We start from the raw sequence: 16,341 nt of genomic DNA on the forward strand, positions 1-16,341 counted from the left end.
TATACGCAGCGTCATTCCGGGCGCGGGGCGGCGGCGCTACTGCGGGCGGCCGGCCTGTTCCGCGTTGTGGTGGGGGTGGCCGCTGTGCCGAATCGCGGTGCCGAAGAACGGCGCCCGGACAGTGGCGACCAGGTGCCGGCGATTGATGATCAGCGCGACGATGGCCACCGCGATGTAGACACCGCAGAGCAGCAGCCGCCCCTGTGTCGAGAAGATCGGGAATTGGACCACGAACAGCCCGAGCAGGGTGCAGGCGGCGGACCGGTGGAACCGCAGCGCCAGGATCAGCGCCACCCCCATCATTGTTTGGGTGGCGGTCAGCAGCACCTCCTCCACCTGGCGGGAGTCCAGGTGGAGGGAGAATCCACCCCCGCCCAGCATGTGGGCGATCGGCAGCGACCCGATCAGCAGGGTCCACTGGTTGACCTTGGAGGAGATCAGCGTGGCGATGGCGGCCGTGCCCTTGCCCCGGGCGGCAAAGATGGTCGCGATGATGAATTCCGGCGCTTCAGAGGCCAGGGGCGCCAGCCACTGCACCAGCAGGAATCGGTTGATGCCGAGTTCGGTGCCGGCGGCAACCAGGTTATCGGCAAAGGGCTTGGCGCACAGCAGGATCACCCCGCCCGACACCAAGAACAGGCCGATAACGGCGACGCGCCGCCGGCCGTCGGGCAGGTCGCCCAACGCGGCGGCGGTGCCGATCAGGTCGGGCTCTTCCACGTCACCGTGGCTGATCTTGTACAGGTAGAACCCGAACCAGGCCAGCAACGCCAGCCCCAGCCCGAAATGGATCTGGCCGCTCGCCGGGATCACGAAGGCGAGGACGCCGGCGACCAACAGGAACCCGAGTTCGACCCGGTTTGCTGGCTCCAGCGTCACACCGGTGGACTTCGCCGACCCGGACTTGCGCGCGACCATGATGCTCACCAGCACCACGACGGGCCAACCCAGCCCCATCAACAACCGGTTCGACCCGGTCATGTTGGCGGCGGCGTACTGCGTGTAATCGGCGTTGTGGCCGGACACGTAGGCGTAGTAGAGGTCGACGGCGTATTCGGGCAGCACCGCGATCAGGGCGAGCAGCGCCGTCGCCAGCCCGCCGGACACGTCGATCTGGGCCGCCTCGGCAGCCCAGGCCAGCAGGAAACTGGCGGCCACCACCGCTGCCCCGAAGATCAGCAGGGCGAGCACCGCGCCGGTATGCAGTCCCACGACGCGGACGACCACGGCCGGGACGACGAACGCACCTGTGATCAATCCAGAACGGGTCAGGGTGCGGCGCCGCCAGCGCGTCGTCGTCGAGACGGTGGTGGCGGGCCTGTCCATGGCGAGCATCGTCATCCTTCGCACTGGCGATCGGGTGGTTCTTCGGCTCGGTCGCCGCGGCGACCGGTTACCCAAAGTACGCGGGGCCTACACGGTCAGCAACGCACCGGTTCCACCGTGAACGCCGTACGCGCGAACCCATATTTGCTGCCCAGGGCGCTGCTGAAGGAAGAGTTAGGCTGGCCTGATCTGGAACTTTGGCAAACCTCGCCGTCAGTCAATACGACGGACAGCGAACGCTCACGGTTCCCGTTGCATCCCCTAGGTGTCCGGACCCATGGCAGCGACGGCAGCCTGGGCAAACAGCTCGACGGCCTGATTGCGGTTCAGCGACGCGAGCAGTTGTGCGGCGGCGCGCATGGTGTCGCCCACCATCAGGGTGGGGCCGTTGCCGAGGTTCTCGAATGCCTCGGCGATGACGTCGGACACGGCCGCCGCGTCCGGCGGGTCCTCGTCGGGGGAACCTATCTGGCCGCGGCTGTATTCGAGTTCGCGTAGTGCCGGCGTATTGGTCTTGCCGAGGATGAGGCCCAGGACGTCGACGCCCTTGTCGTGCAGTTCGGCCCACAGGGCCTCGGCGAAGACCATGTCGAACGCCTTCGAGGCGCCGTAGGCGACCATGTTCGGTCCGCCGGCCAGCCCGGCGCCCGACCCGAAAATGACGATGCCGCCGCTGCCTCGGTCCACCATCGCGGGCGCGAAATGGTGACACAGCTGCATGGGCACCATGCAGTTGCGTTGCACCATCGCCTCGGCGGCTTCGATCGGATTGGCAAGGAACGGTTTGAAATTCGGGTCGGCGCCGGCGCAGTACACGAGCATCCCGATCTCCAGGTCACCGGTGGCCGCGGCGATCGCCGCGGCCGCACCGGGCTGCGCGAGATCGATTGCGACGGTGCGGGTTTGCGCAGACGTCTTGGTCTCGATGTCGGCCGCTACGCGGTCGAGGACTGCTTGCCTGCGGGCCAGCAGTACCACGTTGACGCCGCGCTCGGCGAGGCCTTCGGCGAACGCCGCACCCACGCCATCCGAGGCGCCGGCCACCAGCGCCCACGGCCCGTATTTCGTCGCGAAGGTCATCTATCCGCCCTCGACCGTGGTGATCCGGACCTGGGTGTAGCGCCGGCGGGCGATGCGCCACCCCACCGGCGTGCGGACCACGTCGTCGTCGTAGAAGCCGATGGCGTTAACGCCAGAGTTGTTGTCGGCGGCCATGATCAGGCCGTCGATGTAGGTGCGTGCCGTTGCGGTGTCGCCCTCGAGCGCGATGGCCTGGTTGGTCAGGCGGTGCAGGGTGTGCCCCGCGAGGGCATGCACCTGCTCCATGAAGTCGGCGACGGCGTCGACGCCCTTCCAAGTGCCGATCTCGCCGTAGTCCAGTTGGCAGTCGTCGGTGAAGACGGTGCGAAACAGCGGCCAGTCGCGCCGGTCGATGCACGTGGCATAGCGCACCAGCAGTTCGGAGATGTCTTGCCGGTCATCGCGTTCGCTCACGGGATGTCTCCATTCGGACGGACGACGATCCGGGGTGGACCGTCGGACCTGCGGGCTTGATCGAGGGCATCGGGCACCTGGTCAAGGCCGATGATCTTGCCGACACTCGGCAGCGGGTCCAGCCGGCCCGAGACGATGGCGTCGAGCGTGCCGTACCAGTCCTGCGGGTGCGGACCGCCGCCGAACTGAATGGTCACACCCTGGCGGGTGGCGGTGGTGATGTCGAGGGTGTCGCCGGCGTACCAACCGCCGGCGCAGTAGATGCGGGTGCCCATTTCGATCCATGAAATGCACGTCGGACGCGCAGATCGCGGTGCTCAGCGTGCGCAGCAACAACTCACCCGGCCCGGGCTCAGGGCGCGGCGTCTCGCGGACCTGCAACCGGCCGTCTCGTAACACCACAGCGCGCAAACGTTAAACCTTCTCGAATAATCGATATAGGATCTCGAATGTTCGCACCACTGTAAAAATGCGGGAGTGAAGGAGTCAAGCGATTCGCGGTTCGACGTCAGCGCCGACCGCCAGGGTGCTCGATGTCGTCGAGCTGCTGGCGCGGTCTCCCAATGCGCGGCTGCGCTTCTCCGACGTCGTGCGCGAGCTGGATCTCACTCAGGCGACCGCGCACGCGATCTTGAAGACGTTGTGCGACCGCGGATGGGCCAGTCGCGATCCGATCGCGAAGACGTTCGCGCTGGGTCCCGCGCTCGCCGTGGTGGCCGCCCGCACGGACACCGCCCGGCCGCTCGCGCACGCGGCGCGATCCGCGGCGCTGCGACTGTCCCGCGAAGTGGGCTACGCATGTTCGGTGGTGGAGAAGTTCGGTGACTCCTTGGTGGTCACCGCCTTCGAGGGCGAACCGGCCACACAGCCATCGGGGATACCGGGGGATCGCATTCCGTACGCGCCGCCGTTCGGGGTGGCGATGGCGGCCTGGGACACCGAGGAGGAACAACGCGCGTGGGTCCGGCGGGGGGCGGGTGACAACGCCGAGCGCACCCAGCGTCTGCAGCAGGTATTGGCGCACACGCGCGAACGGGGATTCGACGTCGACTGGACGACGCCGGCGCTCGCGCAGGCGGTGCAGGTGGTCGGCACATTGGACAGCAGCGAGATGCCGACGCCGGTGCGCCACATCATGGATCAGCTGCTGGTCGAGTTCACGACTATCGGGTTTCTCTCCGACGACAACCCGGGCCGGCGCAAGCAACCCGTGGTTACCATCGCCGCGCCGGTCTTCGACGACCGGGGCCGCGTCGCCCTGATGGTGGCCGTGCACCCGCTGTGCGCGCTGAGCGCGCGACAGATCCGCGACATCGGGAAGCGCATGACCGACGAGACGGTCGCACTCAGCGGATCGTCACCGCGACCGGCCGCCGCCGATTGCGCCATGTAGCGCAGCGCTAGATCCGGCGCGCGGGGCGACCACCGCTGGCTCGGGTGGGGGTAGCCTCGCCTGGGAGGCGAAAAGTGGTGGCAGATAGCTATGTTGTGGACGAGCTGGCCGATTTCGTCGTCGGCGCGCGGGCGGCCGATCTGAGTGGGCAGCCGCGCGCGCTATTGAAACGCAACGTGCTCGACAGCGTCGCATGCGCCGTCGGCTCGCTGGACGGCGAGCTCATCCCGACGATTCGTGACCACACCGCCCAGTTCGGTGGCGCCCCGACGGCCACCCTGGTGGGCGGTGGGCGAGCAGCGGTGGACCAGGCCGCGTTCTTCAACGCGGTTCTCGTGCGCTACCCCGATCTGCTCGACACGTATCTGACCGTGGGTGGGCTATGCCATCCCGCCGACAACCTGGGCGCGGTTCTGGCCGTGGCCGAGCACACCGGCGCCACCGGAGCCGACTTCCTGCTGGCACTGGCTGTCGCCTACGAGGTCCAATGCCGTTTCAGCGCACAGGTTCCCGTGATGGCCCGCGGCCTCAACCACGCGCTGCAGCTGTCCATGTCGGTCGCCGCGGGCAGCGCGAGGCTGCTGGGGCTGACCGCCGACCAGACCGCTAACGCCATCGCCGCCGCGGCGGCCGACAACGTCTCGCTGGCGACGGTCCATGCCGAACCGGTGTCGAACTGGAAGGGCATCTCGCCGGCGATCACCGGCATGCGCGCGGTGTACACGACGATGCTGGCCGCGCGTGGCATCACCGGGCCCAAGTCACTGTTCGAGGGCCCGCACGGGTTGGTGCAGTTGTTCGATCAGCCCATCGATCTCCACACCGCCGATCACAGCCTCACCTGTGTCGAGCAGACCTACTTGAAGCAGTACTGCTCACTCATCCACGGCCAGGTCGTCATCGACGCGGTCCTGGCCGTTCGCGGCGAGAACGGTTTGCGCGGTGCGGATGTCGCGCGGGTGGTTCTCGAGGTCTTTCAGGGTGCCTACGACTTCGCCGGTGGGGGTGCGTACGGCGACAAACAACATCCGCTCACCAAGGAGCAGGCCGACTACAACCTCAAGTACCTGACCGCGGCCGCCCTGCTCGACGGCGGCGTAGGCCCCGAACAGCTTGAGAATGAACGCGTTTCGCGAGGAGACGTCCAGGATCTGTTGTCGCGGGTGCACGTCGAGGCGGCCGACGATCTGACGGCCGACTATCCCCAGCGCACCGCCGCGCGGGTACACGTGATTACCAGCGACGGGCGAGAATTCAGCCGCGAGCAGTCGGATTACGAGGGATCGCCCACGCGTCCGATGTCCTGGGAACGCGTCGTGGACAAGTTCGCCTGGCTCGCCGAACCCTTCTGCGACGAGCCGCTGCGTGATGACATCGTCGCCGCGGTGGCCCGCCTCGACGAGATCGGGGTCGCCGAGCTCACCGGGCTCCTGGGGTCGGTGCTGCCCACCGCGCGGTGCGCCCGCAGCAAGCCGCGCTTCTGACGCCGGTTGCGCGCGCCCCCCTTGCGTGGCCGACCGTCGGCCATGAATGATCCGGCCATGGGCAAAGAACATCGCCGCAATCGGTGGGAGCTGGTCACCTGTGCCGTAGCCGGCCACGCCACCTATGCACCCGATGAGAAGTCACTCGCCGAGCGGCTGAGCGGCAGTACCGGACTGGGCGAAGTGTGGCGCTGCTTGCGGTGCGGCGAATTCACCGTGGGGGAGCCGCACGGGCGCGGCCGCGCCGAAGACGCGCCGATGATCATGCGCGGCAAGGCCTTACGGCAGGCCATCATCATCCGTGCATTGGCGGTGGAACGCTTGCTCCGGGCGGTGGTGATCGCGCTGGCGGCCTACGCGGTGTGGAAGTTCCGCGGGGCTCGCGGCGCCATCCAGGCCACCCTCGATCGCGACCTGCCGATCTTCCGCACCGCCGGATTCAAGGTCGATCAGATGACGATCGTGCACGAATTGGAAAAGGCGCTCGCGGCCAAGCCGTCCACCCTGACCCTGCTGACCTTGGCGCTGGTGGGGTACGCGCTGATCGAGGTCGTCGAAGGGGTGGGCCTTTGGCTGCTGAAGCGCTGGGGCGAATACTTCGCGGTGATAGCCACCTCAATCTTCTTGCCGCTCGAGATCCACGACCTGGCCAAGGGCATCACCATGACCCGGGCGGTGACCTTCGCCATCAACGTCGCCGCGGTGATCTATCTGCTGGTCTCGAAACGACTGTTCGGGCTCCGGGGCGGGCGCAAGGCCTACGACGAGGAACGACGCGGCGAGCAGCTGCTCGACGTCGAGAAGGCCGCTGCGGCGAACTGACCCGCCCGGGGCCGCGCCCACCGCAGCGACAGGCATACTTCCCTCGGAACGGAGGAATCAATGGGGACCTATGCCATCACCGGGTCGGCTTCCGGGATGGGCCGCGAGACCGCTGCGCGCCTCCGGGACAACGGGCACAGCATCATCGGTGTCGACATCAAGGACGCCGATATCGTCGCCGACCTGTCGACGCCCGATGGACGCAAGTCGGCGGCCGATCGCGTCCTGGCGGCCTCGGGCAACAGACTCGACGGTGCCGTCCTCGCGGCCGGTTTGGGTCCCAGCCCCGGTCGCGAGCGCATCCGTCAGATCGCCGCGGTCAATTACTTCGGGGTTGTCGAACTGCTGGCCGCCTGGCGTGCCGCGCTGGCCGCCGCCGGCCGCGCGAAAGTCGTTGTCGTTGCCAGTAATTCGACGACGACTATTCCCGCAGTGCCGCGCCGCGCCGTCAAAGCGCTACTTGCCCATGATGCCGACAAGGCGGTGCGGGCGGTGCGACTGTTGGGTCCGGCGGCGCCGACGATGATGTATGGGGCGTCCAAGATCGCGGTCAGCCGTTGGGTGCGACGGCACGCGGTGCTTCCGGAATGGGCCGGATCAGGCGTGCGCCTGAACGCGCTGTCTCCCGGCGCGATCATGACACCGCTGCTGCAGGAACAGTTGTCGAACCCGCGGCAGGCCAAGGCCGTCCGCTCGTTCCCCGTCCCCCTGGGCGGCTTCGGAGACGCGGGACACATGGCCGACTGGATGTGTTTCATGTTGTCGGACGCCGCCGATTTTCTCTGCGGCAGTGTAGTATTCGTGGACGGCGGTACCGACGCGTATTTCCGCCCCGATGACTGGCCGAAAGCGGTACCGGCACACCGATTGCCGGGTTATCTGCGCCGGTTCAAGGGTTTTCACTAGACGCACTGTTGCGTACCCTGTGTCGCGTCACGTTTGTGCCGTACGCCACAAACGGGCTTTTCGTGACGTTTACCGCGGCGCGGCGTCGCCGTAAAACGGCTGCGGTGCAATTGACTGAGTCGGCGTACATGCCGAAAGAACAAAGGAAACATTGTGGCCACACTCCCGGCCTGGGTCAGCCAGGCTCCCGCCACTTTCGACGTGGTGGCGCCGCTGAAGACGCGCGCCTTCGACGTCGTGCACGCGGTGCTCAGAAGCTCGCGGCGACCGGCCGCCACGGGTCCGCGCCTGATGCCCAGAGGCGCCGAACGCTGCTGACTTGCCGATCGGGCCGGCAGGCGTCCGTCGCCGAGCCCGCCTACTGTGGCGGAACGGCCGATTGCGCCGCCCGATCGCGTTCGCGCCGCCGCGCCCGGGAGGCGCGCAGATTGACGGCGTTTCCGCAGGTCTTGACGTCGTGCCAAACGCCGCTGTTGTTTTTCGAGCGGTCGTAGAACGTCGACCCGCACCGGTGGTTGTGGCATCGCTTAAGCCGCCGCCAGGTGTCGGCTTGTTGGCTCAACAGGATCTCGCCCCACAGCGCCGACGCCACCCAGCGCCAGCCGCTGCCGCTGGGATCCAGCCGCACCTCACCGGAATCGGACAGCCTGAATGATGCGGTGACACCGAGTGGGCGTCGCCCACTCGGCGGTTCGCCCGCCACCAGCTGCTCGATGATGGCCCGCAGGCCGCGCAGCTTGACCAGGTCCGCGTCGCCCAGCCCGGGTGGCTGCACGTCCATGTCGCGTGGGGACGACCACGCTTGCACCGCCGTGGCAAACCAGTGGCCGGCGAGGTCCAGGTCTCCCAGCAGGTCGGGTCCGTACTCGCCGATGGCCCTCGTGTTCAGGAAGTCCTGGACCAGGCCCAGACCGCCGGGGGCCGCGGCGCACCCGTACCGCTGTGACGCACCCCACGGTGAAGACATATCCGAATGTTACTTGCCTATGTCGCCCCAGTCAACTACGGTGACGTAAGCAAAAATGTTTTACCTAAGTCAAAGGAGCGAGATCATGGTCAACATCAAGGGGTCGACGGTGGTGGTCACCGGTGGACAGCGCGGGCTCGGCAAGGCCATCGTGACGGAGTTGTTGGAGCGGGGCGCGGCCAAGGTCTACGCGACAGCGCGGGCACCCAAGCCCAGTCAGGATCCGCGCGTGGTCAGCGTCGAATTGGACGTCACCAAGCCGGAATCGGTGGCCGCGCTGGCGGCCGAAGCGTCGGACGCCGAGATCGTCGTCAACAATGCCGGTGTGCTCGGCGCCCGGAGCCTGCTCGGTAGCGACATCGAAGAGGTGCGAGCGGTCTTCGAGACGAACTACTTCGGCGCGCTGCGCGTGGCCAAGGCTTTCGCGCCGATCCTGGCGGAAAACGGCGGCGGGGCACTGGTCGACATCGCCTCGATCCTGTCCTGGATGCCCGGATCCGGTGGGTATGGCGATTCCAAGGCCGCGCTGTGGTCGGCGACGAACTCGCTGCGTGTCGAGCTCGAGAAGCAGGGCACCCTGGTCGTTGCCGCGCACCTCAGCTTCACCGACACCGATATGACCTCCGGCTTTGACGCGCCCAAGAACGACCCGCGCCAGGTGGCACGCGCGATCGTCGACGGCATCGAGGGAGACGACACCGAGGTGCTGGCCGACGACGACACCCGCTACGTCAAGGCGGGGCTGTCCGGGCCGATTGAGGCGCTGCCCCGGATGGGCTGAACCGCCTGGGAAGTGGAAGGTCTGTCCGAAGGCCGAACCCGTGACGGGGCACGCAGGCCCTTGCGGTGGCCCACTTGTTCGGAACCCAGAACTGGGCTCTCTGCACTTCGGACAGACCACCGGGTTATCCCGGCAGCACCACCGTCACACCCGCACCGCCGGCGCCGCGACGGCCAAAGGTCCTCAATGCCCCGGCCCAAAGTCACGAACGCGCCGACCGGCCCGACGTGTTTGGATAGCGGCATGGAAGAGGAGCGCATTGTGAGCGCAACCCGCGTCATCTCGGCCGGCGCCGCTCGTATCTTCGAACTCATCGCCGACCCGTCGCGTCAGCCGAGCTGGGACGGCAACAACAACCTCGCGTCGGCCGCCCCGGGGCAGCGTGTTCATCAGGTCGGTGATGTGTTCAAAACCACCCTGACCAATGGCGCGGTGCGCGAAAACCATGTTGTGGAATTCGTCGAATGCAGCAAAATCGCTTGGTGCCCAGCGGAACCCAAGAAACAGCCGCCGGGCCACCTGTGGCGTTGGGAGGTCAGCCAGATCAACCCCACGCTGACCACCGTGACCCACACCTACGATTGGACGGCGCTCAACGATCCCAGCCGCGTCGAAAGGGCCCGCGCGACGACGGCCGACATGTTGCGTGAGTCGATGGACCGCCTCGCCGTGTTAGCGCAAGCGCCGGACTAGGTCTCGCTGGTGTCGTCAGACGCCCGATGGATCAGCCTTTCTTACCGCGCACCCACTGAAACGTGCCCAGGTTCTTCACCCTTATGCTCGCAAAACCGTTGGCTTCCAAGACATCGCCGATTTCGTCGTCGTCGAACGCGTGCGCCCCGACATTCGGCAGCAGCTGCCAATAGCGGGCCAGGCGCCCAGCGGTCGGGACCATGACGGCCAGCCTGCCGCCGGGCCGCAGTACGCGCGCGATCTCGGCAAGGGCGGCCGCCGGATCCGGCACCAGTTGCAGCACCGCGGTCGACACCGCAACATCAATGGTGCTGTCGCGCAGTGGAAGTCGTTGCGCGTCGGCTTTGATGAAGCCGACCTGCGGCCCGGCCTCGTTGCGCACGGCGCGGGCAAGCATCGGCTCGGAGATATCCACGCCGAGGGCCAGCCCGTCCGGACCGGCGGCACGCGCCAGCGATGCGGTGACGTTGCCCGGGCCCGAGCCGACGTCCAGCGCGACGCCGCCCTTCGGGACGGCCAACCACTCCAGCGGCAGCTGCCATGCGCTGATCCAGCGCCGGGAGAGCGCTTGCGCGTTGTCATAGAGCATCGATCCGATCGGTGAGGCCCAGGCGGCCTGGATTGGGCCGGTGTTCTTCTCGACTGCACCGTCCTCGCCCTTGTCGGCGCCGAGCAGGTCCAGATAACCGTGGCTCACGTCGGGATCGGCCGGAGGGTCGATGAGCAGGTCCAGCGCCCGCCGGAGCGCGGGAGGAAGCGAGATGTGCACGTCGGTCATGCGTACTCCTTCAATCAAATGTCAAGCCGGAAGCCAGAAATCGAACGGAAAGCCGCGAAGCTTCGGCTCGGAGTAAGTCCCCGCTCGCAGCCTACGCCGAGGACCCCGGCGCTTCGACCGCTGCGATTTGTCGGGTGGGTTACCGATGGGCGACGGAGGCCAGTTCACGATGCCGGCGATGTGAGCGTCAGCGGGCCCAGTCGCGGCTGATGATCGGAACCAGATAGCGGGCGGCGTACTCGCGAACCGCGGCCGGGTCCGAGGTGTCGAGCCGGTCGGTGGGAAAGACGATGATGCCCAGGGCGACGCGAAGCAGGATGTCGGCGACGTTGTCCAGGTCGGGCTCGGGCAGGTCGGCGCCGCAGCGGCGCAGGGTATGCGCGATTCCGTCGGCGAACTGGCGAATCGGGAAGGCATGCGACCGCGAAAACATGCCGAAGAGTTCGGGTTCGCTTTCGGCGATGCGCGAGTACAGCGGTGAATCCTGAACCAGGCGCACCCCGAGTGCGAAGGCCTCGACCACGGCCTGCTGCGGGTCACAGCCCGTTGTCGCTTGGTCCAGAGTGACGAAGAAGAGTCCGGCCTCGCGCCGCACCACCTGAGCGAACAGGTTCTCCTTGGTCGGAAACCGACGGTAGATGGTGCTGCGGCTGATTCCCGCCCGGGCGGCGACGTCGTCGACGTTGGCGCGGCGCACCCCGTAGGTCTCGAACACGCCTCGCGCGGTGTCCAGGATGGTGCGGTCCAGATCCGTAAGCGCCCCGGCGGCGGCAGACGCAGAGGGAGAGCCCGGTTCGGACTGCATGATTGGCGGCATCGTATCAACTCCTCGGCCTGGTTCACCGCGCCGACTTTTCGGGCGTCGAGCCCCCGGGACGGGCGACGGTAGGCAGCGCTGCTAGGGTGTGGGACAAAGATACGACTTTGTGTCAATGATTCACAACGCCCGGTGGATGGGCCGCGCAACGGGAGGTGGGCATGACCGCCCAGAACGACGGCTGGGCCACGGCGACCGCTGGGAGGCGTTTCGACACGGGCGTTCGCGAGGCGATGCCCATGCCCATCGACGACCAGGTACCCGAGGCCGCCCCGCGGCTGGGGCCGGATTCGTTGATCTGGAAGTTTTACGGGGACGTTCGGACTCAGCTCTTCGGGTTCCAGCGCACCGCCGGGGTGGAGAACTGCATCGAACAGCTGGGCCAGGGGGTGCTGGACCACTCCGTCGTCTTCAGCGACACGCTGGGGCGGGCCAAGCGGACCGCGCCACCCTTGATGAACACCGTCTACTCCGACGAGCCACATGAGTGGGGCCGCAAGGTGCGGGACTTCCACAAGGCGATCAAGGGCACGATCAGCGACGGCTCGAGATACCACGCGCTGAACCCGGAATTGTTCTACTGGGCGCACGCCAGCTTCGTCGACCAGGTCATCTACAACACGGACACGTTCATCCGCCGGCTGTCCCACGCCGAGAAGGAACAAATCTTCAACGAGGGCAAACTCTGGTACAGCCTGTACGGCGTCAGCGACCGGGGACAGCCGCAGACCTACGACGACTTCGTGGCCTACTGGGACGAGATGCTCGACCGGTTCGTCCCACACAAGACCGTGCTGTACGGCACAGGCTACATCCGCAAAGGCATACCTGGTCCGCGCCGGATCCCCAAGCCGGTCTGGACGGTCTTGTCGGCGCCGCTGAATGCTTACACCCGGCTGATCGTGGTCGGAACCCTGCCGCCGCAGATGCGTGAGGTGTGCGAGCTGCACTGGGATGCCAAGAAGGAGAAGCGTTTCCAGCGCATCGCCGCGGCCATTCGAGCGCTCAACCCGCTGCTCAATCGGCTGCCCCTCCGGGTGCTCTACACGAGCTGGGCCGCCGCGGCGTGGCGGCGCGCGGGGGTCGACCCGCGCCCGCTGCACAACCGCCCGGCCGCGTAGCTGAATCGTCCGTGGGCGCGTTTGTCGCGTGACACCGCGCGGGCGGATAGGGCATCGTGGTTAGCCGGCTCCGCATTGGGGCATTCCGCTCTGTCGGCCGAGTGGCCGGTCGAGGGAGCCGATGGCAGGACGACCCCGGAGGAGAACCGCGATGCAGATGACGGGCAACACCGTTCTGGTCACCGGTGGCGGCAGCGGCATCGGTCGCGGCCTCGCGGAATCCTTCCACGGGTTGGGCAACCAGGTCATCATCGCCGGGCGGCGCGGTGACCACCTACGGGCCGTGGCAGAGGCCAACCCGGGCGTGCAGACCCTGTCGCTCGATCAGGGTGACCCCGCCGACATCCGCCGATTCGCCACCGAGCTCACCGACCACTACCCGGACTTCAACGTGCTGGTCAACAACGCCGGGATTCAGCGGGTCGAGGACCTGACGGGTAGCAGCGGCGCCGGATTGGCCGAACAGAGCATCGCCATCAATCTGCTGGGTCCCATCCGGCTGACCTCGGCACTGTTGCCGGCGCTGCTGCGCAAGCGGCATGCCACGATCCTGAACGTGACGTCCGGGTTGGCCTTCATGCCCAGCGCCCTCACCCCGACCTACTGCGCCGCCAAGGCGGCGCTGCACTCCTACACCGAATCGCTGCGGTTTCAGCTGCGTGACACCTCTGTGCAGGTGATCGAGATCATCCCGCCGCACGTCCAGACCGCGCTGCAGGGCGAGCGCGGATTCGACCCCCGGGCGATGCCGCTGGAGGAGTACATCACCGAGACGATGACGCTGCTGCAGACGCAGCCGCAGGCCAAGGAGATCGTGGTGGAGCGCGTCAAGATGTTCCGGTTCGCCGAGCGTGACGGCACCTACGACGACATCTATCCCCGTTTCAACGAGACGATCACGGCCATGCTCGGCAGTCAAACCCCGCGCGGCGCCGCCCGCACCCTCTAGGCCGCGGCCCGGACTGGTTCTGCGCACTGTCATCGCGCTGAACACCGCGTGCACACGAATGAAACTCCCTGTGAAATAAGGCCATAAGGTGACATGCGCCGCCGGACCAGCCGGCCGGCGTCCTTGGCGTACCGGTCCACGATGGGACAGGATCGAGGACATGGCCGATGTCGATTTCTCGTTGTTGGACGTCCCACGCGCGGAACCGGTCGAGGATGCCGAGGCCTACTTACGCGCCGCGATCGCCTGGCACTTCGGCGACGACACCGGCTCGCCGTTCTGGCTGCGGGCCGTCCGCACGCTGGACTTCGACCCGTTGACGGACATCAACACCTTCACCGACCTTCGGCGATTTCCGAACCTGATCAACGAATTACGCAGTGTCGCAGTCGAGGACCTCATCCCTCGCGGTTACGCGGCCGAAGGATGCGCGGTACCGGTGCCCCAGATATTCGAATCCGGCGGCACCACCGGAGCCCCGAAACGCACTGTGCAAATGCCGGATTGGATCGCTCAGGTCATCGAGTGGCAAACCGAAGACTTCGCCGCGGGCGGCTTCCGGCGGGGCCAGGGCTTTCTCTGCCTGATGCCGAGCGGGCCGCACGGCGTCGGTTACTTCTCCCGGCTGGTGTCGCAGCGACTCGGCGCGAATTTCCACGCGATCGACCTCGATCCGCGTTGGGTCAAGAAGGTCGCGGCCCGCGGCGCCGCCGCCGACGTGGCGGCCTACGTCGACCACGTCGTCGAGCAGGCCGTCTTCGTGCTGCAGACGCAGCATGTCGCGAACCTGCACACCACCCCGCCGCTGCTGGAGGCGATCGCCCGCGACGATCGGGTGGTCGACCTGGTCAACGCCAAGATCCGTTATCTGTTGCTCAGCGGCGCGCATGTGGACGTCGACACGCTCGACCTGCTGCGCGGCATCTTCCCGGAGACGACGATCACCATGGCGTTCGGCAGCACCATGGTGCTGTCGCAAGCGGTCACCCGAACCGCCGACGGCGACGCCTTCGTCTTCGACCCGCGCACCCCGTATGTGGTGTTCTGGGTGGTCGATCCCGATACCGGGCAACGCGTGCCGTACGGGCAGCACGGTCAGGTGGTGATGAACCACGTCAGCAAGGGCATGTTCATCCCGAACAACCTGGAGCGCGACCTGGCGATCAGGATGCCCGGCCCAGCGGGCGACCTCAGCGATTCGGTCAGCGAGGTGCGACCGGTGACCGCTTTCGAGGGCGAGGCCGTCATCGAAGGCGTGTACTGAGCATGGCCGGTGAAAACGGCTCGATCGCAACCGGTGTGGTATCCCTCGACGCGCTTGGCGCGGACGGCGAGTACCGAACCCGTAAACGCGAGGTCATCACCACGACCGCAGGCACCGCGGTCGCCGAGTTGAGCATTGTTCCGGCGCTCTACGTTTCGCGGACGCTGGCCGCGCAGCGCAAAGCCACACCGCTGCCGGTCGCCCGGCGTGCGGCCGCGCTCGCCGGGGCAGCCGAGACATTCGTCGACGGCGTGGTCGCGGGCCTGAGTTTCGAAACCTACGTCAGGCTGGCCAGCCGGATCTCGGGCATGCCGGTCGCGATCACCCGGGCCGGTGCGCGCGGTGTGGCCGACGCCGTCGCCGGGGCGTTCGATGCCGTCCGGGCGGCTCAGCCGGCGGGGGCGACGCTGGATTGGCGCGATGAGCGCACCCGCGCGGGTGCCGCGTTGTGGGTGCGCCGGGGCGAGGTGTTCGCAGTGCACGCGGCCGGAAACGGCCCCGGTGTCCATGGGCTCTGGCCCCAGGCGCTGGCGCTGGGCTACCGGGTCGCGGTGCGGCCTTCGCGGCGTGAGCCGCTGACGGCGCATCGCCTGGTATGCACGCTGCGCCAGGCCGGCTTTCGCGCCGAGGACGCCGCCTATCTGCCAACCGACCATGCCGGCGCCGACGAAATCGTCCGCTGCGCTGACCTCGCGATGGTGTACGGCGGCCAGGAGGTCGTCGACAAGTACGCCCGCGATCCGGCGGTGATCGTGAATGGACCGGGACGCACCAAGATCGTGATCACCGCCGACCGGGACTGGCGCGACTATCTCGACCTCATCGTCGACTCGATCGCCAACCACGGCGGCATGGCGTGCGTCAACACCACGGCGGTGCTCTACGAGGGCGATCCCACGGCGCTGGCCCGGGCGATCGCCGAACGATTGGCGGCACTCGAGCCGCTGCCGACCGATGACGAGCGGGCGAGCCTGCCCACGCAGCCCGTCGAGAAGGCGCGGGCCTTGGCGAACTTCCTGGCGGCCAAGGCCGCCGGGTCAACCCCGTTGCTCGGCGCAGACCAGGTGGTCGCCGACCTCGGCGACGGCTATGCCGCGCTGCGTCCGGCCGTCCATCTGATGACCGAACCCGACGTGCACAAACTCAACCTCGAGCTGGCCTTCCCGTGTGTGTGGGTGTCGGGGTGGTCGCGCGAGGCTGGATTGGGGCCGTTGCGGCATTCGCTGGTGGTCACCGCGATCACCGGCGACGAGACGCTGATCGACGATCTGGTCGCCGAGCCGACCGTCGGCAACGTCTACTGCGGGCACCGGCCGACGTGGTTCCAAGCACCACAGATTCCGCACGACGGCTTTCTCGCCGACGCCCTGATGCGCAACAAGGGTTACATCAGGGACTAGCCGGCGAGACCGGTTGGCCGCCTTATTCTCCGAAGCCGCCGTGGGGCGACGCGACCGACGTCGCGCCCGGGCCGCCCATTGCCAGGTGGCTGGAGGCGAAGGCGACTCCCTTGTCGATCATGGCGCCGTCGTCGGCGTAGGTGTCG

General features: G+C 67.4%; 17 protein-coding genes and 2 pseudogenes. 11 read left to right on the forward strand and 8 right to left on the reverse strand.

The features are described from left to right. Positions 1-36 precede the first annotated feature (36 nt). From AC5Y4H_RS03540 to AC5Y4H_RS03555, 4 genes and pseudogenes are all read right to left on the reverse strand, one after another. Positions 37-1,341, reverse strand: coding sequence for a calcium:cation antiporter family protein (locus tag AC5Y4H_RS03540; protein WP_499978580.1), 1,305 nt, complete (start codon positions 1,339-1,341; stop codon positions 37-39). A 246-nt stretch (positions 1,342-1,587) separates the two neighbouring features. Then, entirely contained in the window at positions 1,588-2,406 is an 819-nt protein-coding gene (locus AC5Y4H_RS03545; protein WP_499978581.1) for an SDR family NAD(P)-dependent oxidoreductase, read from the reverse strand. Continuing rightward, positions 2,407-2,820, reverse strand: a complete 414-nt coding sequence (locus AC5Y4H_RS03550) for a nuclear transport factor 2 family protein (protein WP_499978584.1) — start codon at positions 2,818-2,820, stop codon at positions 2,407-2,409. Next, positions 2,817-3,098: pseudogene (locus tag AC5Y4H_RS03555) on the reverse strand (zinc-binding dehydrogenase); the annotation flags it as partial. The gene AC5Y4H_RS03550 and the pseudogene AC5Y4H_RS03555, both read right to left, overlap by 4 nt. A 248-nt stretch (positions 3,099-3,346) precedes the next feature. Here AC5Y4H_RS03555 and AC5Y4H_RS03560 point away from each other — a divergent pair. From AC5Y4H_RS03560 to AC5Y4H_RS03580, 5 genes are all read left to right on the forward strand, one after another. After that, a complete protein-coding gene (locus AC5Y4H_RS03560; protein ID WP_499978586.1) occupies positions 3,347-4,213 on the forward strand; it encodes a helix-turn-helix domain-containing protein in 867 nt (288 codons plus the stop codon). Between the two features lie 95 nt (positions 4,214-4,308). Continuing rightward, the gene (locus tag AC5Y4H_RS03565) at positions 4,309-5,697 is read left to right on the forward strand and encodes an MmgE/PrpD family protein (RefSeq protein ID WP_499978647.1); all 1,389 of its coding nucleotides are present in this window, start codon (positions 4,309-4,311) and stop codon (positions 5,695-5,697) included. 57 nt (positions 5,698-5,754) lie between these two features. Beyond that, positions 5,755-6,519 (forward strand): DUF2127 domain-containing protein, encoded by a 765-nt coding sequence (locus AC5Y4H_RS03570; protein WP_499978588.1) that lies wholly within the window; start codon positions 5,755-5,757, stop codon positions 6,517-6,519. 60 nt (positions 6,520-6,579) lie between these two features. Further along, positions 6,580-7,425, forward strand: a complete 846-nt coding sequence (locus AC5Y4H_RS03575) for an SDR family oxidoreductase (protein ID WP_499978589.1) — start codon at positions 6,580-6,582, stop codon at positions 7,423-7,425. A 153-nt stretch (positions 7,426-7,578) separates the two neighbouring features. Further along, complete coding sequence (locus AC5Y4H_RS03580; RefSeq protein ID WP_499978591.1) at positions 7,579-7,743, forward strand: hypothetical protein; 165 nt, start codon at positions 7,579-7,581, stop codon at positions 7,741-7,743. Positions 7,744-7,783: 40 nt separating this feature from the next. On the opposite strand, the gene AC5Y4H_RS03585 is transcribed toward AC5Y4H_RS03580, so the two are convergent. Next, on the reverse strand, positions 7,784-8,329 hold the full coding sequence (locus tag AC5Y4H_RS03585; RefSeq protein ID WP_499978649.1) for a CGNR zinc finger domain-containing protein: 546 nt from the start codon (positions 8,327-8,329) through the stop codon (positions 7,784-7,786). Between the two features lie 148 nt (positions 8,330-8,477). On the opposite strand from AC5Y4H_RS03585, the gene AC5Y4H_RS03590 reads away from it, so the two are divergent. Both AC5Y4H_RS03590 and AC5Y4H_RS03595 read left to right on the forward strand, forming a co-directional pair. After that, on the forward strand, positions 8,478-9,173 hold the full coding sequence (locus AC5Y4H_RS03590; RefSeq protein ID WP_499978592.1) for an SDR family oxidoreductase: 696 nt from the start codon (positions 8,478-8,480) through the stop codon (positions 9,171-9,173). 243 nt (positions 9,174-9,416) lie between these two features. After that, positions 9,417-9,866: an SRPBCC family protein gene (locus AC5Y4H_RS03595; protein WP_499978651.1), complete on the forward strand. Its 450-nt coding sequence runs from the start codon at positions 9,417-9,419 to the stop codon at positions 9,864-9,866. Between the two features lie 31 nt (positions 9,867-9,897). On the opposite strand, the gene AC5Y4H_RS03600 is transcribed toward AC5Y4H_RS03595, so the two are convergent. Together AC5Y4H_RS03600 and AC5Y4H_RS03605 are read right to left on the reverse strand one after the other, a co-directional pair. Next, positions 9,898-10,644, reverse strand: a complete 747-nt coding sequence (locus AC5Y4H_RS03600) for a methyltransferase domain-containing protein (protein ID WP_499978594.1) — start codon at positions 10,642-10,644, stop codon at positions 9,898-9,900. Between the two features lie 187 nt (positions 10,645-10,831). Next, positions 10,832-11,449, reverse strand: a complete 618-nt coding sequence (locus tag AC5Y4H_RS03605; RefSeq protein ID WP_499978653.1) for a TetR/AcrR family transcriptional regulator — start codon at positions 11,447-11,449, stop codon at positions 10,832-10,834. A gap of 173 nt (positions 11,450-11,622) precedes the next feature. Between AC5Y4H_RS03605 and AC5Y4H_RS03610 the strand changes: the two genes are divergently transcribed. The 4 genes from AC5Y4H_RS03610 to AC5Y4H_RS03625 all read left to right on the forward strand — a co-directional run bounded on the left by AC5Y4H_RS03610 (position 11,623) and on the right by AC5Y4H_RS03625 (position 16,195). Further along, positions 11,623-12,582, forward strand: a complete 960-nt coding sequence (locus AC5Y4H_RS03610) for an oxygenase MpaB family protein (protein ID WP_499978596.1) — start codon at positions 11,623-11,625, stop codon at positions 12,580-12,582. A 151-nt stretch (positions 12,583-12,733) separates the two neighbouring features. Next, positions 12,734-13,531, forward strand: a complete 798-nt coding sequence (locus AC5Y4H_RS03615) for an SDR family oxidoreductase (protein ID WP_499978597.1) — start codon at positions 12,734-12,736, stop codon at positions 13,529-13,531. A gap of 160 nt (positions 13,532-13,691) precedes the next feature. Further along, the gene (locus AC5Y4H_RS03620; RefSeq protein ID WP_499978599.1) at positions 13,692-14,795 is read left to right on the forward strand and encodes an acyl-CoA synthetase family protein; all 1,104 of its coding nucleotides are present in this window, start codon (positions 13,692-13,694) and stop codon (positions 14,793-14,795) included. Between the two features lie 35 nt (positions 14,796-14,830). Next, positions 14,831-16,195, forward strand: a complete 1,365-nt coding sequence (locus AC5Y4H_RS03625; RefSeq protein WP_499978655.1) for an aldehyde dehydrogenase family protein — start codon at positions 14,831-14,833, stop codon at positions 16,193-16,195. Between the two features lie 22 nt (positions 16,196-16,217). Here AC5Y4H_RS03625 and AC5Y4H_RS03630 read toward each other — a convergent pair. After that, positions 16,218-16,341: pseudogene (locus AC5Y4H_RS03630) on the reverse strand (cutinase family protein); the annotation flags it as partial.

This window comes from Mycobacterium sp. NGS58 (assembly GCF_059812385.1).

What these genes read in the sequence shown, in the direction of transcription:
- AC5Y4H_RS03540 (WP_499978580.1), bottom strand. Translation starts at nt 1,341, where the DNA reads ATGACGATGCTCGCCATGGACAGGCCCGCCACCACCGTCTCGACGACG.
- AC5Y4H_RS03545 (WP_499978581.1), bottom strand. Translation starts at nt 2,406, where the DNA reads ATGACCTTCGCGACGAAATACGGGCCGTGGGCGCTGGTGGCCGGCGCC.
- AC5Y4H_RS03570 (WP_499978588.1), top strand. Translation starts at nt 5,755, where the DNA reads ATGGGCAAAGAACATCGCCGCAATCGGTGGGAGCTGGTCACCTGTGCC.
- AC5Y4H_RS03575 (WP_499978589.1), top strand. Translation starts at nt 6,580, where the DNA reads ATGGGGACCTATGCCATCACCGGGTCGGCTTCCGGGATGGGCCGCGAG.
- AC5Y4H_RS03590 (WP_499978592.1), top strand. Translation starts at nt 8,478, where the DNA reads ATGGTCAACATCAAGGGGTCGACGGTGGTGGTCACCGGTGGACAGCGC.
- AC5Y4H_RS03595 (WP_499978651.1), top strand. Translation starts at nt 9,417, where the DNA reads ATGGAAGAGGAGCGCATTGTGAGCGCAACCCGCGTCATCTCGGCCGGC.
- AC5Y4H_RS03600 (WP_499978594.1), bottom strand. Translation starts at nt 10,644, where the DNA reads ATGACCGACGTGCACATCTCGCTTCCTCCCGCGCTCCGGCGGGCGCTG.
- AC5Y4H_RS03605 (WP_499978653.1), bottom strand. Translation starts at nt 11,449, where the DNA reads ATGCAGTCCGAACCGGGCTCTCCCTCTGCGTCTGCCGCCGCCGGGGCG.
- AC5Y4H_RS03610 (WP_499978596.1), top strand. Translation starts at nt 11,623, where the DNA reads ATGACCGCCCAGAACGACGGCTGGGCCACGGCGACCGCTGGGAGGCGT.
- AC5Y4H_RS03615 (WP_499978597.1), top strand. Translation starts at nt 12,734, where the DNA reads ATGCAGATGACGGGCAACACCGTTCTGGTCACCGGTGGCGGCAGCGGC.
- AC5Y4H_RS03620 (WP_499978599.1), top strand. Translation starts at nt 13,692, where the DNA reads ATGGCCGATGTCGATTTCTCGTTGTTGGACGTCCCACGCGCGGAACCG.